Genomic DNA, 17,137 nt, shown 5'->3' on the forward strand with positions numbered 1-17,137 from the left:
TCATCAAATCAACAGGTAGTCCAGATGTCTAAAATTCTTCTTATCAATTCCAGCCCGATGGCTGATAATTCTATTTCTCGCAAACTGACAGCGTCTTTCGTTGCAAAGTACCAAGCCGCAAAAGGTGAAACTTTTGAGGTGATCGAGCATGATACCGTTGCGCTCAACCTGCCACACGCCGATGGTGACGTGCTTGGGGCTTATTTCACACCGGCAGATCAACGCAGTGCGGAGCAACAGGCGCATGTAGATCGTTCCGATACCATTATCAAGGCGATTAAAGAAGCGGACGCAATCGTCCTCGGTGTGCCGATGCACAACTTCGGTATCCCGTCCGGTCTGAAAGCTTATGTTGATCATTTCGCCCGCGCAGGGGAAACGTTTAAATACACTGAAAATGGTCCGGTTGGCCTTGTGGAAGACAAACCGGTTTATGTGCTCGCGACCCGTGGTGGCGATTATTCCGAAAACGGGTATCCGCAAATGGACTTTGTTTTGCCGTACCTGAAAACCGTGTTTGGCTTTATTGGCCTGAACGATGTGACAGCGTTGCAGGCCAATGGTCTGGCAATGGGCGAAGAAGCCGTGGCAGCCGCCATTGCAAAAGTTGAAGAAGAAATCGATCAGGTACTGGCGGCTTAAGCGTTCAGTTCCTCAACCATCATTTCCAGTTCCAGCCAGCGTTCCTCAGATGCATCCAGTTCATTTTGAACGGCAACCAGACGATCGCTGGCTTTCTGGAAACGATCGGGATTTTTTGTGAAAAGGCTGGGGTCGGCAAGTTCGGCTTCCAGCTTTTCTTTTTCCACACCCAACTCTTCCATCTTTTGCGGCAGCATATCCAGTTCGCGCTGGTCTTTATAGCTCAGCTTGCCTTTGGGTTTTTTGGCCTGTGGTTTTGGTTTGTCGGCAGGTTTGTCTTTGGCTTGCGCTTTTTCTTTTTCCTGTTCCAACTCTTTGCGCTGGCTCAGGTAATCTTCATAGCCGCCCGGATATTCCTGCACATTACCCATCCCTTCCACCGCGATGGTGGAGGTGACGACGCGATCAAGGAAGTCCCGATCGTGGCTGACCAGCAACAGCGTGCCGTCATAATCGGACAGCACTTCTTGCAGCAGGTCCAATGTTTCCATATCCAGATCGTTTGTCGGTTCGTCAAGCACCAGGAAGTTGGTCGGGTTTGCTAACAGTTTTGCCAGCATCAGGCGGTTTTTCTCCCCACCGGACAGGGCATGGATGGGCTGGCGGGCTTGTCGTTCTTCAAACAAAAAGTCGCGCATATAAGTGACCACATGCTTGGGCGTGCCATGGACCATAATTTCGTCCCCGCCGGTATCGGCAAGATAGTCCCAGCAGGTGACGTCCTGCGGCAGGTTGTCGCGTTTTTGATCAAAATATCCAGCCGTCAGGTTGGTGCCGATGCGAATCTCGCCGCTATCCGGTTCCACTTGCCCTGTAAGCATTTTTAGCAGGGTGGTTTTACCTGCCCCGTTGGGTCCGATCAGGCCGATTTTATCGCCGCGCATGACGCGGGTGGAGAAGCCTTTGGTGATGATTTTGTCGCCAAAAGCCTTGAACAGATCTATCGCCTCAATGACCAGCTTGCCGGAATTTTCCCCGCTATCCAGTTGCAGGTTGGCGGTGCCTTGGGCTTTGACGCGTCCGGCTTTTTGTTCGCGCAGGTCAGCCAGTTTGCGCACGCGCCGCATATTACGTTTGCGTCGTGCGGTCACACCCTTGAGCATATAGCGCTCTTCTTCTTTGATCTGGATGTTGATGCGGGTGAGTTCCTTTTCCTCTTCCGCCATCACATGTTCGACCCATTCGTCGAAAAATTCATAGCCCTGATCGGTGCGGCGTACTTTGGAACGGTCCAGCCACATGAGCTGGCGTGACAGTTTGCGCAAGAAGGTGCGGTCGTGACTGATCATCATCATCGCCCCGCGGAAGGATTGCAGCTCTTCCTCCAACCATTGGATGGTGGGTAGATCAAGGTGGTTGGTCGGTTCGTCGAGCAACAGGATATCGGGTTCAGAGACAATGGCGCGCGCGATGGCGGCGCGGCGGCCTTCCCCACCGGATAGGGTGGAGGTATCACGATCCCCATCCAGCTTCATCGCATCCAGACACATGGCGACGCGGTGATGTTCGTCTTCGTGGCGCAATCCGGCATGAACATAGTCATGCACTGTCATACCTTTGGGCAGGGCCGGGTCTTGCGGCAGGTACGAAACGGTGACACCGGGTTGGATAAAAACATCCCCGTCATCGACTTCGACAAGGCCAGCCATGACTTTCATCAGGGTGGATTTACCGGACCCGTTGCGCCCGACCAGACAGATGCGGTCATTTTGCTGGATGTGACAGTCGACCCCTTCAAAAACGGGACGTCCGCCAAAGGTTACATGCACATCACGAAGGGTCAGAAGAGGGGGAGCCATGGATTGGTCTTGCCTTACAGGTTTGTATCTAAAATCACTGCTGGTCTATGTACTAGATTCCATAGCTGGCGGCAAATGGCGAATGTATGGTTTTGCTTGAATTATGGTGTCTTTAATACGATTGACACTTAGACGGAGATTTTCATACCGTCAAAGGCGACCTGTAGGGTCAGCTCGTTAATCTTTTCGAAGGTTTCCGGCCCCAAATGGGTGAGGACGGTTGTTTTGGCCTGAAGCTGGTTTTGTTTTTCCTTGATCGTGGCGTAGGCCAAATGGAATTCACAGACGCGGTCATAGTGAAAAGCTTCGCAGATAAACAGGTCAGCATCTTTCGCCGCTGGGATCAGTTCAGTCGTCCATCCCGTATCTCCGCTGTAGGTGATGGTTTTGCCATCGATTTCAAAGCGCAGGATGAAGTCGTTGCCATCCAGTAAGTGCTTGGCATTAAAGGGATGAACGCCGATGTTTTGGATGGTTTGCCGTTTTCCTTTGGCCAGTTCGAAAAAATGAATGTCAAAGTTGTCGGGCTTGTCCCAACAGCCGGGATAAAGCACATTCATGGTGTCTTTGATGCGCTGTCTTACCCCTTTGGGACCGGCAATGGTCAGCGGGCGGGTGCGTTGAGCAAGATAGCGCGCGTCCATTAAAAAGAAGATCACACCGGCAAAATGGTCGCCATGTAAGTGGGTCAGGAAAATGGTATCGATCGAGTTCGGGTCCACGTTAAATTTTTTCATGGCAACCAGAGAGGACGCCCCACAATCGATCAAGAAGGAAGATTTTGTCCCCTTGACGTGAAAACAGGTGTTAAACCGTCCGCCGGTGCCAAATGCATCGCCGCAGCCCAAAAACTGAACGTCTACCAAACTCATGAAAAAAGTACCTCACTTCGTTGTTATGCTAACGAGCATGTCTCAACTTTAAAGTCAATTGTTAACGCGCAAATGCTACCTTGTTCTTTTGCGCTGTCTCTTATAATCTGCGTGTCAGCGAGAATTATTATCAGGATACAGAGCACATGAGCAGCACCTACGGCACAATCGATTCTTCTTTCCTTGACGCCCTGATCGCGCTGACGGCAGAGGATCGTGTTTCGACCTCGGCTGCGCTGTGTGAGCAACATGGAACAGATGAGTCATACCATACGGCAAAGGCGCCGGATGTGGTGGTGTTCACACTTTCTACAAAAGAAGTTTCTAATATCGTTAAATTATGCGCCAAACATAAGGTGCCCGTGATTCCTTATGGGACAGGCACGTCGTTGGAAGGTCATGTTGCGGCCTTACATGGCGGGGTCTGTATCGATTTGTCCCTGATGACAGAGATTGTGGAAGTGCGCCCCGAAGATCTGGACGTGACCGTTCAGGCCGGTGTGACCCGCAAGACATTGAACGAATATCTGCGTGATACAGGTTTGTTTTTCCCCATCGATCCGGGCGCAGATGCGTCTTTGGGCGGTATGACGTCAACGCGCGCATCCGGCACCAATGCGGTGCGTTACGGCACCATGCGTGAAAACGTTTTGTCTTTGACAGTGGTGACACCGACCGGGGAGGTTGTCAAAACCGCTTCGCGTGCGAAAAAATCCGCGGCAGGCTATGACCTGACTCACCTTTATATCGGGGCGGAAGGCACGCTGGGCATTGTCACGGAAGTTACCCTGCGCCTGTACGGGATCCCGGAAAGTATCAGCGCGGCGATTTGTCCTTTCCCGTCTTTGGAAGCGGCGGTCAATACGGTGATCATGACCATTCAATGCGGTATTCCGATTGCGCGGATTGAATTGCTGGATGAAAACCAGATGGATGCGGTTAATAAATATTCCAAACTGAACTACGAAGTCGCCCCGACCCTGTTCTTTGAATTTCATGGCTCCCCGCAAGGGTTGAAGGAGCAGGTGGAAATTGTGAAAGGATTCGCGGAAGAATTTGGCGGCACCCACTTCCAATGGGCGGATAAACAGGAAGATCGCGACCGTCTATGGTCCGCGCGTCACAATGCGTATTATGCCGCCCTTGCCATGCGCCCGGGGTGCAAAGGGGTGTCATCCGATGCCTGTGTGCCGATCTCGCGTCTGGCAGAAGCGATCCTGGAAACCAAAGCGGATATGGAGAAAAGCGACCTGTATGGCACGATTGTGGGGCATGTGGGGGATGGCAACTTCCATGCCCTGTTTGTGTTTGATCCGGACAATGAAGATCAGTTGAATGAAGCCAAACGTCTGAATGCCCGCATTGTTGAGCGCGCCATCGCCATGGAAGGCACCTGCACGGGGGAACATGGCATTGGACACGGCAAGATGAAATATCTGGAAAGCGAGTTTGGGGAAGAGGGGCTTGCGATCATGCGCACGCTTAAAAAAGCGCTTGATCCAGATAACATCATGAACCCGGGTAAAATCGTGAGCCTGTAAGGATAAAGAGAAAAGCAGTGTCACCGGCACTGCTTTTTTGGTTCTATCTAGTTGATCGGACTGTCTTCATGCAGGACGATTTCATCGCTATCTTTGTGATGGTCTTTATAGCCGGCAATGAAGGCTTGCGTGATCTCGCGCGTTTCGCGGAGCAGCGGCTCGTTGATGGCGGAGATGATTTTGAAGTCGCTGCTATGGGCGGGTTCGCCTTCAATCACGGCCAAAAGTTTGCGCCTCACGATCTGCCACTGATTTTGCACACGGTTGAGTTTTGTGCTTAAGGTCTCGTTGGCGGGGGCCATGACATTGCGTTCAAGGTCGCCTTCCAGCAAGGCTTTGATATCCCGATCAAACATGTAGACGTCTTGGCGCAGTTTAATTCCGTTCAGGTTTTCATCCAGACCGTAGGACAGATAGCAATAGGCTTTGGTCGCTTTTTGCAAGGCGACACCCAGACGCATGGTGGCGTGCAGGGTGGACAGGAAGGGCTTTTCTTCTGTTTCTGTTGCAAGGATACTGTCTGCGACTTTCATGTTTTGGTCGAGTAACTGACTGTTTAAACGGCCTGTCATATCGATATCCAGCCCCGGTGTATCCGGTGTATCCAGCGTGAGTAATCCGGCAAACTGGTTCAGTCGCCATATGGGGCTGATGGCTTTCAGCTCGGCTGTGTCCTCTTGTGTGGTGAGGGCATTCTGGTGGTTGATCTCATATTGCTCAAGGCTGTTTTTTAATTGTCGCAGGTTGTCATCTTTATCATTGAAGGTCGCGACAAAGCAGGATGACTTGGCGATTTGCTGACTCAAGGTTGCCTGCTGCATGGCGGTGTAGAGGCGTTCTTGTGCGCTGGCAGCCACGTGCGTTGTGCTGACGCCAAAACTCAGCAGGCAGGCGGCGATGAAAAGAGGACGTTTCAAGGTGGACATTGTTTTTATATTTACTCCATCAGGATCGCACAATCATATGTCTTTTATGAATGAGTTCAATCCCTATTGTTCGCGCTGTAGTATAATACGACCCACCCAAAAGAATAAGAATACCATGAGGATAGGAAGGGCGATTGTTTCAAACGCAAAAATGGTAATCAGGGTAATAATCCGTTCCGGTATGTTGCTGAGGAGAGCGAGGATTTTGTCTGTATTGGCTAGTCCCTTCACCGTGTCCCAGTCCGGTACGGGCAGACTGGCTCCCGATTGATCCGGTGTGTTGGAGAAGACCGACGCCCCTTTTGGCGTGGTGGTAATCGGTGGCAGGGGTTGGGTGTTTTTAGGTGTGACCCCCATAGCCTGATTGGTCTGGGCGCGCACGGTTTCGACTTGTGCAATGGCCTGATGGTAATCCTGCTTAAGATAGTTTTCAGAGATCATATGCCCGCCAAGGGCAAGGGTGGGGATCAATAACCGTGTCCCGATGACACTGACCAGCAGGATCAGTCCGATCCGGCGCAGGCGCGGGCCTTGTTTCCCAACCCACGGGGCGAGTAAAAGCGGCAGCAAAGCGAGGGGAAGAAGATAGGTCCAGGAGATATCCTCCAGCACCGCGATCAAAATTTCCTGTACCCCCACACTGGCCAGGGCAATGAGCACAAGATCGGAGAATTGTTCAATCATATCATTGATGGGTTCGAGCACCTGACCGGGCTGGATACTGACCACACCAATACCTGTGTCAACCGATTCGAGAAGGGAGATGGTCGCATTAAGGGTCCGGGCAACCGCATAGGCATAAGCAGCCCGTTCGCGCACATCCGCCAGATAACCAGCGGCTTCCTGTTCAAAAGCGGGCAGGGGGCTTAAGCGATACAGCGTATCAAACAGCCCTGAAAAGCAGATCAGGATCAGGGCGAGGAGGATCAGGCTATTGCGTAGGCGCAAAGACATAATAAACGTCCGGTTAGTGTCATGACGGGGGATTGTCCCATCCACACTAACCGGTGTCTATCATCTTTATGGGTTAGGCGAAGGCGTCTTCCCATGATCCTTGGGTCGCGGCTTTGGAATATTCAGTCGCGCGGTTTTCAAAGAAGTTGGCATGTTCCACCGCATTCAGCATCGCATCTAGCCACGGCAGCGGGTTCTTTTCGATGTTATACTGTGGCTCCATCCCCAATTGTTCGAGACGGCGATCCCCGATGTAACGGATGTAGAGTTTGACATCTTCCGGGCTCATGCCTTCGATGGCGCCCATTTCAAAGCACAGGTCGATAAACGCATCTTCGTGATGGATGATGGTGGCGCAAGCCTCATACAGGCGCTTGTGCAGTTCTTCCACATCAATTTCCGGGTTTTCCGACAGGAAGGTGCGGTACAGTTTGACGATGGAGTTACAGTGCAGGGTTTCGTCGCGCACAGACCATGTGACGATCTGGCCCATGCCCTTCATCTTATTCAGACGCGGGAAGTTGAGCAAAATTGCGAAGCTGGCAAACAGTTGCAGCCCTTCTGTGAAGGCCCCAAACACCGCCAAGGTGGTTGCGATGTCGATCTTTGTTTCCACACCGAACTGCTGCATGTAGTCGTATTTGTCTTTCATTTCCTTATATTTAAGGAAGGCCGCATATTCAGCTTCCGGGATACCGATGGTATCAAGAAGGTGAGAATAGGCCGCAATATGGATGGTTTCCATATTAGAGAAAGCCGCCAGCATCATCTGCACTTCGGTCGGTTGGAAGACACGGGTGTAGTGACGCATGTAGCAGTTGTTGACTTCGATATCACTTTGGGTGAAGAAGCGGAAAATCTGTGTCAGCAGGTGACGTTCGGATTCTGTCAGGTTTTTGTGCCAGTCTTTGACGTCATCCGCCAGCGGCACTTCTTCCGGTAACCAGTGCACTTGTTGCTGGGTCAACCAGGCTTCGTAGCACCAGGGATAGCTGAAAGGTTTATAGACGGGGCTTGCGTCCAAAAGTGACATTGTACTTAGTTCCGTTTGTTTTCGCGCACTCGGCGGGAGACTCGTTAAAATGGTGCGCACCCGGTTTAACAGGTGCGCACTTTTATCTTACTGACAGGCCAGACATTCTTCGTATTTGTCGGCGTCATTGGTGTTCATTGGCAGACGCGGATTGTCTGGCGTTGCCACTTTTTCCAGCAGTTGCTTCAGGCTATCCGGGACATGGTCCTTGGTGGCGACCACTTCGGCGCGCTGGATGGATTTGGAGCGACAGTAATAAAGGCTCTTAAGTCCGCGCTTCCACGCTTGGAAGTGGAGCTGATGCAAATCGCGTTTGTGTACGTTTGCGGGCAGGAACAGGTTGACCGATTGCGCCTGATCGATAAACGGTGCGCGATCTGCTGCCAAATCCACAACCCAGATCTGATCCAGTTCAAACGAGGTTTTGAAGATGTCTTTTTCATCCTGAGACAAGAAATCCAGATGCTGGACGGAGCCTTCATGAACGGTGATAGAGGTCCATGTGTCTTCGTCGTTTCTGCCATGGTCTTCCAGTACAGCCGCCAGATACGGGTTGCGCACGTTGAAGGAACCGGACAGGGTTTTGTGCATGTAGCTGTTGGCTGCAATCGGCTCGATCCCCGGGGAAGAACCGCCGCAGATGATGGAGATGGAAGCTGTCGGTGCAATGGCTGTCTTGCAGGAGAAACGGGCTTTGATGCCGTATTCTTCCGCATCCGGGCAGGAGCCACGCTCGTCCGCCAAAAGTTCGGACGCTTCGTCGGCTTTCTTTTGGATGTGAGCGAAGATGTTGCGGTTCCAAGCTTTTGCAAGCGCAGATTCAAACGGGACGCGGTTTTTCTGCAACAGGGAATGGAAGCCCATAACCCCCAGACCAACGCTACGTTCGCGCATGGCGGAATATTTGGCGCGTGCCATTTCGTCCGGTGCTTTGGCGATAAAGTCGTCCAAAACGTTATCCAAGAAACGCAGGATATCTTCAATAAAGCGTGGGTTGTCTTTCCACGCTTCGTAGTTGGCAAGGTTAAGGGAAGACAGACAGCAAACGGCGGTACGCTCTTTCCCGTGATGGTCGATCCCTGTCGGCAGGGTGATCTCGGCACAGAGGTTGGAGGTCTTGACCGTCAGGCCCGCCAGCTTGTGATGTTCCGGCAGGGCTGTGTTGACGTGGTCAGAATAGATAATGTAAGGCTCACCCGTTTCGATACGGGCTGTGAGGATGCGAATCCACAGGGCGCGGGCTTTTACCGTGCGCATCACCGTACCGTCATGCGGAGACAGCAGTTTCCAGTCCTCGTCACTTTCAACGGCGCGCATAAATTTGTCAGACAGCAGCACCCCATGGTGCAGGTTTGGTGTCTTACGGTTGGGATCCCCCCCTGTCGGGCGGCGCAGTTCGATAAATTCTTCCAGTTCCGGGTGGTGGTCCGGCAGATAGACAGCCGCAGACCCGCGACGCAAGGACCCTTGAGAAATCGCCAGTGTCATGGAATCCATCACGCGGATGAAGGGCACAACGCCGGATGTTTTACCCACACGACCGACTTGTTCCCCGATGGAACGCAGGTTGCCCCAGTAAGACCCGATACCGCCGCCTTTTGCAGCCAGCCAGACGTTTTCCGTCCACAGACCGACGATCCCGTCCAGACTGTCGTTTGCTTCGTTGAGGAAGCAGGAAATCGGCAAGCCACGTGTGGTGCCGCCGTTGGATAGAACGGGCGTTGAGGGCATAAACCAAAGGCGGCTCATGTAATCATAAATGCGCTGGGCATGGGCATCGTTATCACCATAGGCAGAAGCCACACGACCAAACAGGTCCTGATAGCTTTCTTCCGGCATGAGGTAACGATCTGCCAACACAGATTTGCCGAAGTCGGTCAGATGACTGTCGCGCGCATGATCCACATGGACCTGACAGCCCCCTTGTACCTGAACAACATCAAGCATACTCGATTCCACTGTATTCGCCTCCGATTAGCGGTTCAAAAATAAAGATACGATACAGCCACTGCCTGACAGATGGTCTGGCATCCGGTTGTTCGTATCCCGTGTGTCAAAGGCGGGACATCCACCCATCCCGTTTTGATGTGTAAGCCTTTCACAAACAGACCAGATTCGCGTATCGACCGCCCACCCATATATATGGAGAAGACGGTCGCAATAACAAGCATAGTTTCCTAGTACTTGAGTATAGGTCAGCCTTGTAAAACCAGCAGATTTAAAGGGGTTGACCGTGTTTTGCGTGGCCTGATGCGCAATGCATCGCACCCCTAGATATTGTGTATTGAGGGGGTGCCTGTCAACAAATTATAGTGTGTTGAGGCAAAATTTTAAGCTTAAAAAAATTACGTATCTGAAACAGTGCGCATTTTTCCTAGCGCTTTTCTTCTATACCACTTTAGGGTAGGTGGCTCATCGCGCGCTGGACCCCGATGGTGATGGTGTCCAAGATCTCTTCACCCAGAAAAACGCCGTCTGATTCCTGACGGGCCTTTAGGCTGGCGACTTCGCTGAGAATGCCTAAAATTTCTTTCAGAATCTTGAGTTCAGATCCGATTGCCTTCTCCGCGCGGCGTTTTAACAGATTCTCAGATGCCTGCAACCGTTTTCCGACTTTGGAGGCATGAATTGTGTGATGAACATGAAAGTAGTCGCTTATAGCGCGTTTGACAGTGTCCTTATCCGCCTGATCGGCGAGGGTGCGCAAGATAAGTTTGGCATGTTCCATGGGGCGGCGGCGCAGTTCGTCCATGGTCAAGGGAAGACGTTCGACAACAAAGTTTTGCGACATGCAGGCCGCTTGCAGCATGTTGATATCGAACGCGTTTTTACGCTGGAGCAGGGTGAGGATGACAAGGTCGAAAAAGATGTTGTCATAAAACTTATAAAGCCGTGACAGGTTGGCGATAACGGGGCCGACGTCCGGTTCTTCCTGTTGATCAACAATCTGGACGATACAGTCATATTCTGTCTGAAATTGCTTTTCACTCAGTTGGATAACATAAGACAGAACGCTGAAGCTAAAGTGCTGCGACAGGTTGAAGACGCCTTTCGCTTCCAATGCCAGCCATTCTTTATGTATACGCAGCGCAAGGCTGTTGGGGGTTTTGGTCGTGGTGAGAGGAGGCGTCTTTTGGGTGTTTTTGTCTTTGAAGGAAAACACTTTTTTTAAGCTGGAGCCAATGCCGCTTTTTTCTTCTTTTTTCCCGCCGGTGATCAGGCGCTTTTCTTGCGGTAGGCTGGTTCCTTTGATGTCGGCTTTGGCAATTTCGCCAGACCAGTCATCAAAGGCAAGCGCTATAATTCCGTCGATGTCACGGTGGTAGGTCTCGCGATAGAGGGTAAGGATATCGTCGTCAGACTCATCCGGTGTGGTGTGGATGTATATTCGCCGCGACAGCAGGTCACGCTTTTCGTGCAGGAGGGCGTCAAGAGCATCGTGCAGGATGGGGGGGAAGTCCGGGGAAAGCAAAAAGAACACCGGGACACCGTCACAGTTGATTCCACTGAGGGTCACTGCCTTTTGATTGATTACCTTGACATGATCTCCGCGCAAAAAGGCCAGACGAGCTGACAGGCGTTTAAAGGCATAGTCCCGTAAAATCGCTTCTTCGCGCAGATAGGGGAAATCGGTGGATTGAGAAGGTGCGACTTGTGGTGCGGGGGCTGCTGGTGGCGGGCCGGGGGATGGCAGTGGGGCGGGAGTTGGCGCGGCTTTTGGCCCCGACTGGGTGCCCTCAAGGCGTTTGATGGTATTGCCAAGGGCGCTCTGTAATTCGAGGGCGCGCTTCTTGGCGAAGGCTGTAAATTCCTGATCCTTAAACGCGAGGCATTGTTCCAAAAAGGCGAGTGCCGTTTGCACGCGAACAAGCAAAGGGGCGGGGAGTTCGCCCTTTGTATGGTTGGTTAACTCGGACACGACAAGGGTTACAGCGCTATCGATTGTATGGATGAGCGTGTCTTTGTCTGTCCCCGTAGGGAGGTTGACCAAGTCAGCAAAGGCTGGATTACTGTCTGGTGCCGTCCCGGTCGGGTTATTCTTGGGCGGCGTAGCTTGCATTATGTGGTCCTGCATACGTTGCCGGTTTTGTATTGGCGGTTGAATTTTCTGTTTTTAACGAATTAAGTTTACTTTATGGGCATTTATCAACCTAGGATCAAGAGGTACCTATTATTTAGTTAGAGAAAATCAACATTCAATTTAAAAGAGTTTAGTATTTTGCTGTTTTTTTCTCAGTTAAATGATACTCAGGGGATTGGGGCTTGAAGATTAGTACTGCAAAGCTATTTCAGTTATTGTGCATATGTTAAGCGGGTGTAGAAAACGTGAAGAAAATCCTTATCGGACTGGGTGTTTTTGTCGTTGTGGTTGTTACCGCGATTTTGGTGGTGCCCGGATTTATTGACTGGTCAGGGTATCGTGCGGAGATCGCGCAAAAAGTGAAGGCTGTCACCGGGCGTGATCTGGTTGTAGGCGGTGATATTGCCTTTAGCGTCTTACCCAGCCCGAAGTTGACTTTGGATGACATCCGTTTTGCCAATGCTGAAGGTGCCTCGTCTCAAGATATGGTGGAGATTCGCCAGCTTGATGTGCGGGTTGCATTGCTGCCGTTGTTGGCCGGGAATTTGCACGTTAACTCCATTCACATGATCGATCCGACGATTCGTCTTGAAATGTTGCCAAACGGAAAAGGTAACTGGGACGTCAGCCTGCCAGACGATAATGGCGAAACTCTCTCGGTCCCGCAACAGCGGACCGATCCTGCCTTTAGCGTTGGCCAATCTAACGACAATCCTGATCTGCCGATCCAGATTGATGACTTTATCATCGAAAATGGTCGTTTGATCTACAGTGATCCTGCCCAAGATGTGTATGAAGAAGTGTCCGAGCTGAACAGCAGGTTTGCCCTTGCAGGATTAAAAGGCCCTTATGAAGCGGCCGGTACGATGAAACTGCGCGGTATCCCTGTCGGCTTTGAAACGACGGTCGGGCAGATTGTACATGGACGTACGGCAAGCTTCGCCACCCAGATCAAATTTGCCCACGGTCAAACGGCGGGCTTTATCTCCGGGACAGTGGTTAATCTGGCGGACGGGCCGAAGATTAAGACCAAATTGGATGTGACTGGGGAAAGTCTGGCGGGGTTTGTCAGCGCTTTTGCTAAAACCGACACATTGCCCGGTGGCTTGGATCGACCGTTTAAAATCAGCGGTGATATCGCAGCGGGTAAAAACGGTATCTTGTTTGAAGGTGACGGGCTGGACCTGAACCTTGGGGAAGATCATGGACGCCTGAAGCTTGATGCCTCTTTGGGGGATGTAAATACGCTCAAGACCTCCCTGTCCTTTAAAAAGATCGATGGGGATATCTGGCTGACCAAAGCCCCTTATAAAGTAACAGAACCTGCCCCGTTGCCGCTGTTGATCACACCGACAAAACGGGCGAAGGCAACGCAGGCCAATCGTGTTTCGGCTTCCATCGGGCAGGGGCCTGCTGAAACAGGGGCTGCAAGTGCGGCATCTGTTGAGGGGAAGGCGGTACACATCCCGACGAACCTTGAAGCCACGATCAACCTGAATGTGGATGCGGTCCTGTTGAAAGGCGATTCCATTCGACAGGTGCAGGGCGCGATTTCTGTTTCTCAAGGGGAAGTGGCGCTGGAACAGCTTTCCGCTTTGTTACCGGGGGCGGGGGAATTGACCCTTGTCGGTGTCGCTGGTGAACGCAAAGGCACAGTCCAGTTTGACGGGTCAATGGAACTGAATATTACACATCTGCGCGGCCTGCTGCGGTGGGCCGAGGTGGAGACCAATGGGTTGCCCGCAGATCGTTTACAGCAGATCAGTCTGCAAACAAATTTAAGCGCCACGCCGGACGCTTTGGCCATTCAGGGCCTGAGCGCCAAGATGGATGGCACAACCTTGAAAGGCGCTGCCAATATTGCCCTGCAGTCTCGCCCGTCCTTCGGGGCAAGCATCACTGTGGATCGCCTGAATTTGGATGCGTACCTTCCCGATGAACAGGCACCAGCCCAACAAGGGGCGGGAAGTGCGACGGGCGCAATCTCTTCGACGCCTCAGGCCGCCACTAAAACTGGCGCCGCCTTTGATCCGGTTGCTGCGCTTAAGGTGCTGGATGCGTTTGATGCCAATCTGGATGTGCGTCTGGGGGAGTTAACCTATCAAAAGCGCACGATCAAAAATGCCGCGGTTGAAGCCACGGTCTATAATGGCGGACTGAATATCAAGAAAGCCAGTGTGGGCGATTTTGCAGGCGTGACCTTGGGTGTCAGTGGCAAGCTTGTCCGCACGGATAAGGGCGTACAGGCCGATAACCTGCATTTTAAAGCGTCAGGCAAAGACCTGTCCGGTGCGGCAAAAATCGCGGGCTTGTCGGATGCGTTGGATTGGCAGAAGGTCGGCGCGGTGGCTTTATCTGCGACGCTGAACAACAATGTGCTCGCCCCGCAAGTGGATGTTAGTCTGGATGCGTTGGGGGGCAGTGTTGTCCTGTCCGGTCAAGCGGATATTTTACCGTTGCCGAAGCTGGATGCCACAGTCAGTGCGCAGTTTGCCAGTTTGTCGCGCCTGACGGAGGGTCTGGGGTTGAGCTATCGCCCGACCGGTCCCGTAGGGCGGTTGGATGTTAATACGGACCTGATCTATACCCTGAATCAGGTGAATTTGAAAAATTTAACCGGCGTGATTGGTAAGACGGATCTGGGCGGGGAAGTGCTTTATAAAATGGGGGCGCGTCCTTATGCAGATGTTGCCCTGAACGTGGGTGATCTGATCCTTGATCCCTTGATGCCGGCAGAAGGTGGGCCGCAACAAAAGGCAACCAATGGTGCGGGCAGCGGTGCCAGCACGGGCGCGGGGTCAACCACGAAAAAGACGTCAGGGAAATGGTCGCGTGAACCGATTGATCTGACCGCCTTAAAGTCTATGGATGCGAAAATCCGTGTGCAGGCGAAATCTGTTCGCAAGGATCAGATGGTTGCCAGCAATGTGGTGTTGGCAGCGGATTTAAAAGATGGCGTGTTGGACCTGTCCAAAGCGACGGCTGATCTTTTTGGCGGCAAGATCAATGCCACGTCTAAAGTGAGTGTGGGTGATCAGGCGCAGATTAATTTTGATCTGACCGGCACGGGCTTAAAACTGTCACAGGCCCTGCGTCAATCGGGCAGTGGGACCAAAGCAGATGGCGGTGTGAGCCTCAGCGCAAAACTGGCGACCCAAGGCCGGAGTGAATGGGATTTTGTGTCGGGCTTGAACGGAAATGCAGCGCTTGATCTGACGCGTGTGTCCGTCGATTCCGGGGGGAAAGGTTCTCCCCTTCAAATCCTTAGCCTGTTGGCAGCTCTGTCGGGGAGCAATGCCAAGACGGGTCTGGCCGATGTGACGGTAAAGTCGGATATGGTTAATGGGGTTGCGACCCTGACGACCGCGCAATTAACCTCCACCATCGCCAATGGCGGCGCAAGCGGGACGGTTAATTTGCCTGACTGGATGGTTGATGTTTCAGGTAAGCTTAATCTGCAACAAAATGCCTTGGTGGGGTTGTTGGCCCAAAAAGCCAAGATGAAACAGGAATATCCGTTCTCTATTCGCGGTGCCATGGACGCACCGGATGTAAAACTGGATACGGGCGGTCTTTCCAGCGGCGGTGGTCTGGTGATCCCGCTGCCTGATAAGTTGGAAAAGAAAGGCGTGGGCAATGTGCTGCGTGGTTTGTTAGGGGCAGGTGGCATTAAAACTGAAGCCCCAACGGCGGCTCCGGCCCCCGCGCCGACAGAAGCGCCCGCCGTGTCCGGTGATGGCACTGTCGCGCCACCGCCACCACCGCCGGGTGGCTCATCATCACAACCTGCGCCGTCTGCTGAAGAGCAGTTGATCCGTGGGATCGGTGATTTATTGAGAAAGAAATAAAAGGGTAAAAGTGTGCGCCGTTTTAGAAGCGGCGCATATTTTCCAGAATAAAGACACGGATCGCACTGGACAGGTTGCCGGTGCGTTCTTTATCGATCTCGGTGATGAGCGCGTTCATGGAGATACCGCGGTCTTCCGCCAAGTCTTTCAGCGCATCCCAAAAGGCATTTTCCAGAGAAACACTCGTGCCGTGACCTGCGATGGTCACAGATCGTTTTCGAAGTGAAAGTTTTTCCGTCATTAGTGGTGCGCTCATTCCGCGTTGTTCCCAATAGATATTAACGGCTTCTGCACTCTGTGTCAGCATATCCTGAGGTATCCCTGTTTCCTGTTTCGTCAATGGTGACGGACGTTTTCTTTTTTCTTAACCCCATACTTAGGTCTTTCCTTGGTCGGGAACAAACGATAAGATTTCACCAAGTAGATGAAAATGATTCATGTGATTAAATGGTAAGACCTCTTCCTCCCCTCGCTCAGTTGCGCTCATTTGAAGCCGCAGCCCGGTTTCTTAGCTTTAAAAAAGCCGCAGAAGATCTAAATGTTAGCCCCTCTGCGGTGTCCCATGCGGTGCAAGCGCTGGAAAGCTACATGGGCGTGAAATTGTTTCATCGACTGAATCATTCTAAACGAGGCGAGAAGGCGTTGGTTTTAACCGATGCCGGCAAAAGTCTCTCGCCCTGTCTGTCGCGTTCTTTTGATGATATTGCTGATGTGGTGACATCCGTGATGGCGCAAGGGGCGGGGGATATCTTGACGGTGGCGACTGCGCCGATTTTTGCAAAATCCTGGTTGATGCCGCGCCTGCATCGGTTTGTCGCAAGCCACCCTGATGTGAATATTCGGGTCAATTCAACACTTAACCCGTCCAACAGTGTGTATGACAGGTTTGATGTGGGGTTGATGTACGGTCGTGGCAACTGGCCGGATCAGACAGCCCTTAAACTGTTTAGCGAAACCATGGTGCCTGTCTGTTCACCACATTTATTAGAGACGGGACCCGTGTTAAAGGCGCCTGATGATTTGATCCACCACACCTTGATCCATAGTGAGGCGCGTTTGACCACGTGGCCCATGTGGTTGGAAAATGCGGGGGTGCGCGGGATCAATCCGGCAAAGGGGCTGCATTTTAACCGGGCAACCCTTGCCATTGATGCGGCGATGAACTCCCTTGGGGTGGCCTTGGAAGGCAAGACCGCGATTAAGGATGAGCTGCGTGATGGCACACTGGTTATCCCGTTTGAAGGGCCGAATATGCCGGATCAAAGCGATGGATATTACCTGACCCACCCGATCGGACGGGGCGAAATCCCGAAGGTGGCGATTTTTCGTGAATGGGTCTTGCAGGAAGCAGCCATGCAAAATGATTAAGGCTGTGTCTGAAAAGCTTCATTTGGAATTAACACATAATCATATATGATTGCTGTTGGTGTTCATTGAGGGG

The 17,137-nt window shown here is 52.2% G+C and carries 12 protein-coding genes; 4 read left to right on the forward strand and 8 right to left on the reverse strand.

The window, feature by feature from the left end:
* Positions 1–24 precede the first annotated feature (24 nt).
* On the forward strand, positions 25–642 hold the full coding sequence (locus Q397_RS0104015) for an FMN-dependent NADH-azoreductase (RefSeq protein WP_028878310.1): 618 nt from the start codon (positions 25–27) through the stop codon (positions 640–642).
* Here Q397_RS0104015 and Q397_RS0104020 read toward each other — a convergent pair.
* Both Q397_RS0104020 and Q397_RS0104025 read right to left on the reverse strand, forming a co-directional pair.
* Entirely contained in the window at positions 639–2,441 is a 1,803-nt protein-coding gene (locus tag Q397_RS0104020) for an ATP-binding cassette domain-containing protein (protein ID WP_028878311.1), read from the reverse strand. The two genes, Q397_RS0104015 and Q397_RS0104020, sit on opposite strands and share 4 nt — an antisense overlap.
* A gap of 128 nt (positions 2,442–2,569) precedes the next feature.
* Entirely contained in the window at positions 2,570–3,313 is a 744-nt protein-coding gene (locus Q397_RS0104025; protein ID WP_028878312.1) for an MBL fold metallo-hydrolase, read from the reverse strand.
* Positions 3,314–3,459: 146 nt separating this feature from the next.
* Here Q397_RS0104025 and Q397_RS0104030 point away from each other — a divergent pair, with 146 nt between their 5' ends.
* Entirely contained in the window at positions 3,460–4,854 is a 1,395-nt protein-coding gene (locus Q397_RS0104030) for an FAD-linked oxidase C-terminal domain-containing protein (RefSeq protein ID WP_028878313.1), read from the forward strand.
* A gap of 47 nt (positions 4,855–4,901) precedes the next feature.
* Here Q397_RS0104030 and Q397_RS0104035 read toward each other — a convergent pair whose 3' ends face one another.
* The 5 genes from Q397_RS0104035 to Q397_RS0104055 form a co-directional block, all read right to left on the reverse strand.
* Positions 4,902–5,780: a hypothetical protein gene (locus Q397_RS0104035; protein ID WP_028878314.1), complete on the reverse strand. Its 879-nt coding sequence runs from the start codon at positions 5,778–5,780 to the stop codon at positions 4,902–4,904.
* Positions 5,781–5,843: 63 nt separating this feature from the next.
* Positions 5,844–6,734 (reverse strand): hypothetical protein, encoded by an 891-nt coding sequence (locus Q397_RS0104040; protein WP_028878315.1) that lies wholly within the window; start codon positions 6,732–6,734, stop codon positions 5,844–5,846.
* 73 nt (positions 6,735–6,807) lie between these two features.
* Positions 6,808–7,767 carry a ribonucleotide-diphosphate reductase subunit beta gene (locus tag Q397_RS0104045; RefSeq protein ID WP_028878316.1) on the reverse strand — a complete coding sequence of 320 codons (960 nt, stop codon included), beginning with the start codon at positions 7,765–7,767 and terminating at the stop codon, positions 6,808–6,810.
* Between the two features lie 87 nt (positions 7,768–7,854).
* Complete coding sequence (locus Q397_RS0104050) at positions 7,855–9,714, reverse strand: ribonucleoside-diphosphate reductase subunit alpha (protein WP_028878317.1); 1,860 nt, start codon at positions 9,712–9,714, stop codon at positions 7,855–7,857.
* Between the two features lie 451 nt (positions 9,715–10,165).
* A complete protein-coding gene (locus Q397_RS0104055) occupies positions 10,166–11,827 on the reverse strand; it encodes a hypothetical protein (protein ID WP_028878318.1) in 1,662 nt (553 codons plus the stop codon).
* Positions 11,828–12,093: 266 nt separating this feature from the next.
* On the opposite strand from Q397_RS0104055, the gene Q397_RS0104060 reads away from it, so the two are divergent.
* Entirely contained in the window at positions 12,094–15,696 is a 3,603-nt protein-coding gene (locus Q397_RS0104060) for an AsmA family protein (RefSeq protein WP_028878319.1), read from the forward strand.
* A gap of 22 nt (positions 15,697–15,718) precedes the next feature.
* On the opposite strand, the gene Q397_RS0104065 is transcribed toward Q397_RS0104060, so the two are convergent.
* Complete coding sequence (locus Q397_RS0104065) at positions 15,719–15,937, reverse strand: ribbon-helix-helix domain-containing protein (RefSeq protein ID WP_028878320.1); 219 nt, start codon at positions 15,935–15,937, stop codon at positions 15,719–15,721.
* Positions 15,938–16,143: 206 nt separating this feature from the next.
* On the opposite strand from Q397_RS0104065, the gene Q397_RS0104070 reads away from it, so the two are divergent.
* Positions 16,144–17,064 carry a LysR substrate-binding domain-containing protein gene (locus Q397_RS0104070; protein WP_028878321.1) on the forward strand — a complete coding sequence of 307 codons (921 nt, stop codon included), beginning with the start codon at positions 16,144–16,146 and terminating at the stop codon, positions 17,062–17,064.
* The last annotated feature ends 73 nt before the right edge of the window (positions 17,065–17,137 follow it).

This window comes from Terasakiella pusilla DSM 6293, from assembly GCF_000688235.1.
In the GTDB taxonomy this organism is placed as follows: Bacteria; Pseudomonadota; Alphaproteobacteria; order Rhodospirillales; family Terasakiellaceae; genus Terasakiella; species Terasakiella pusilla.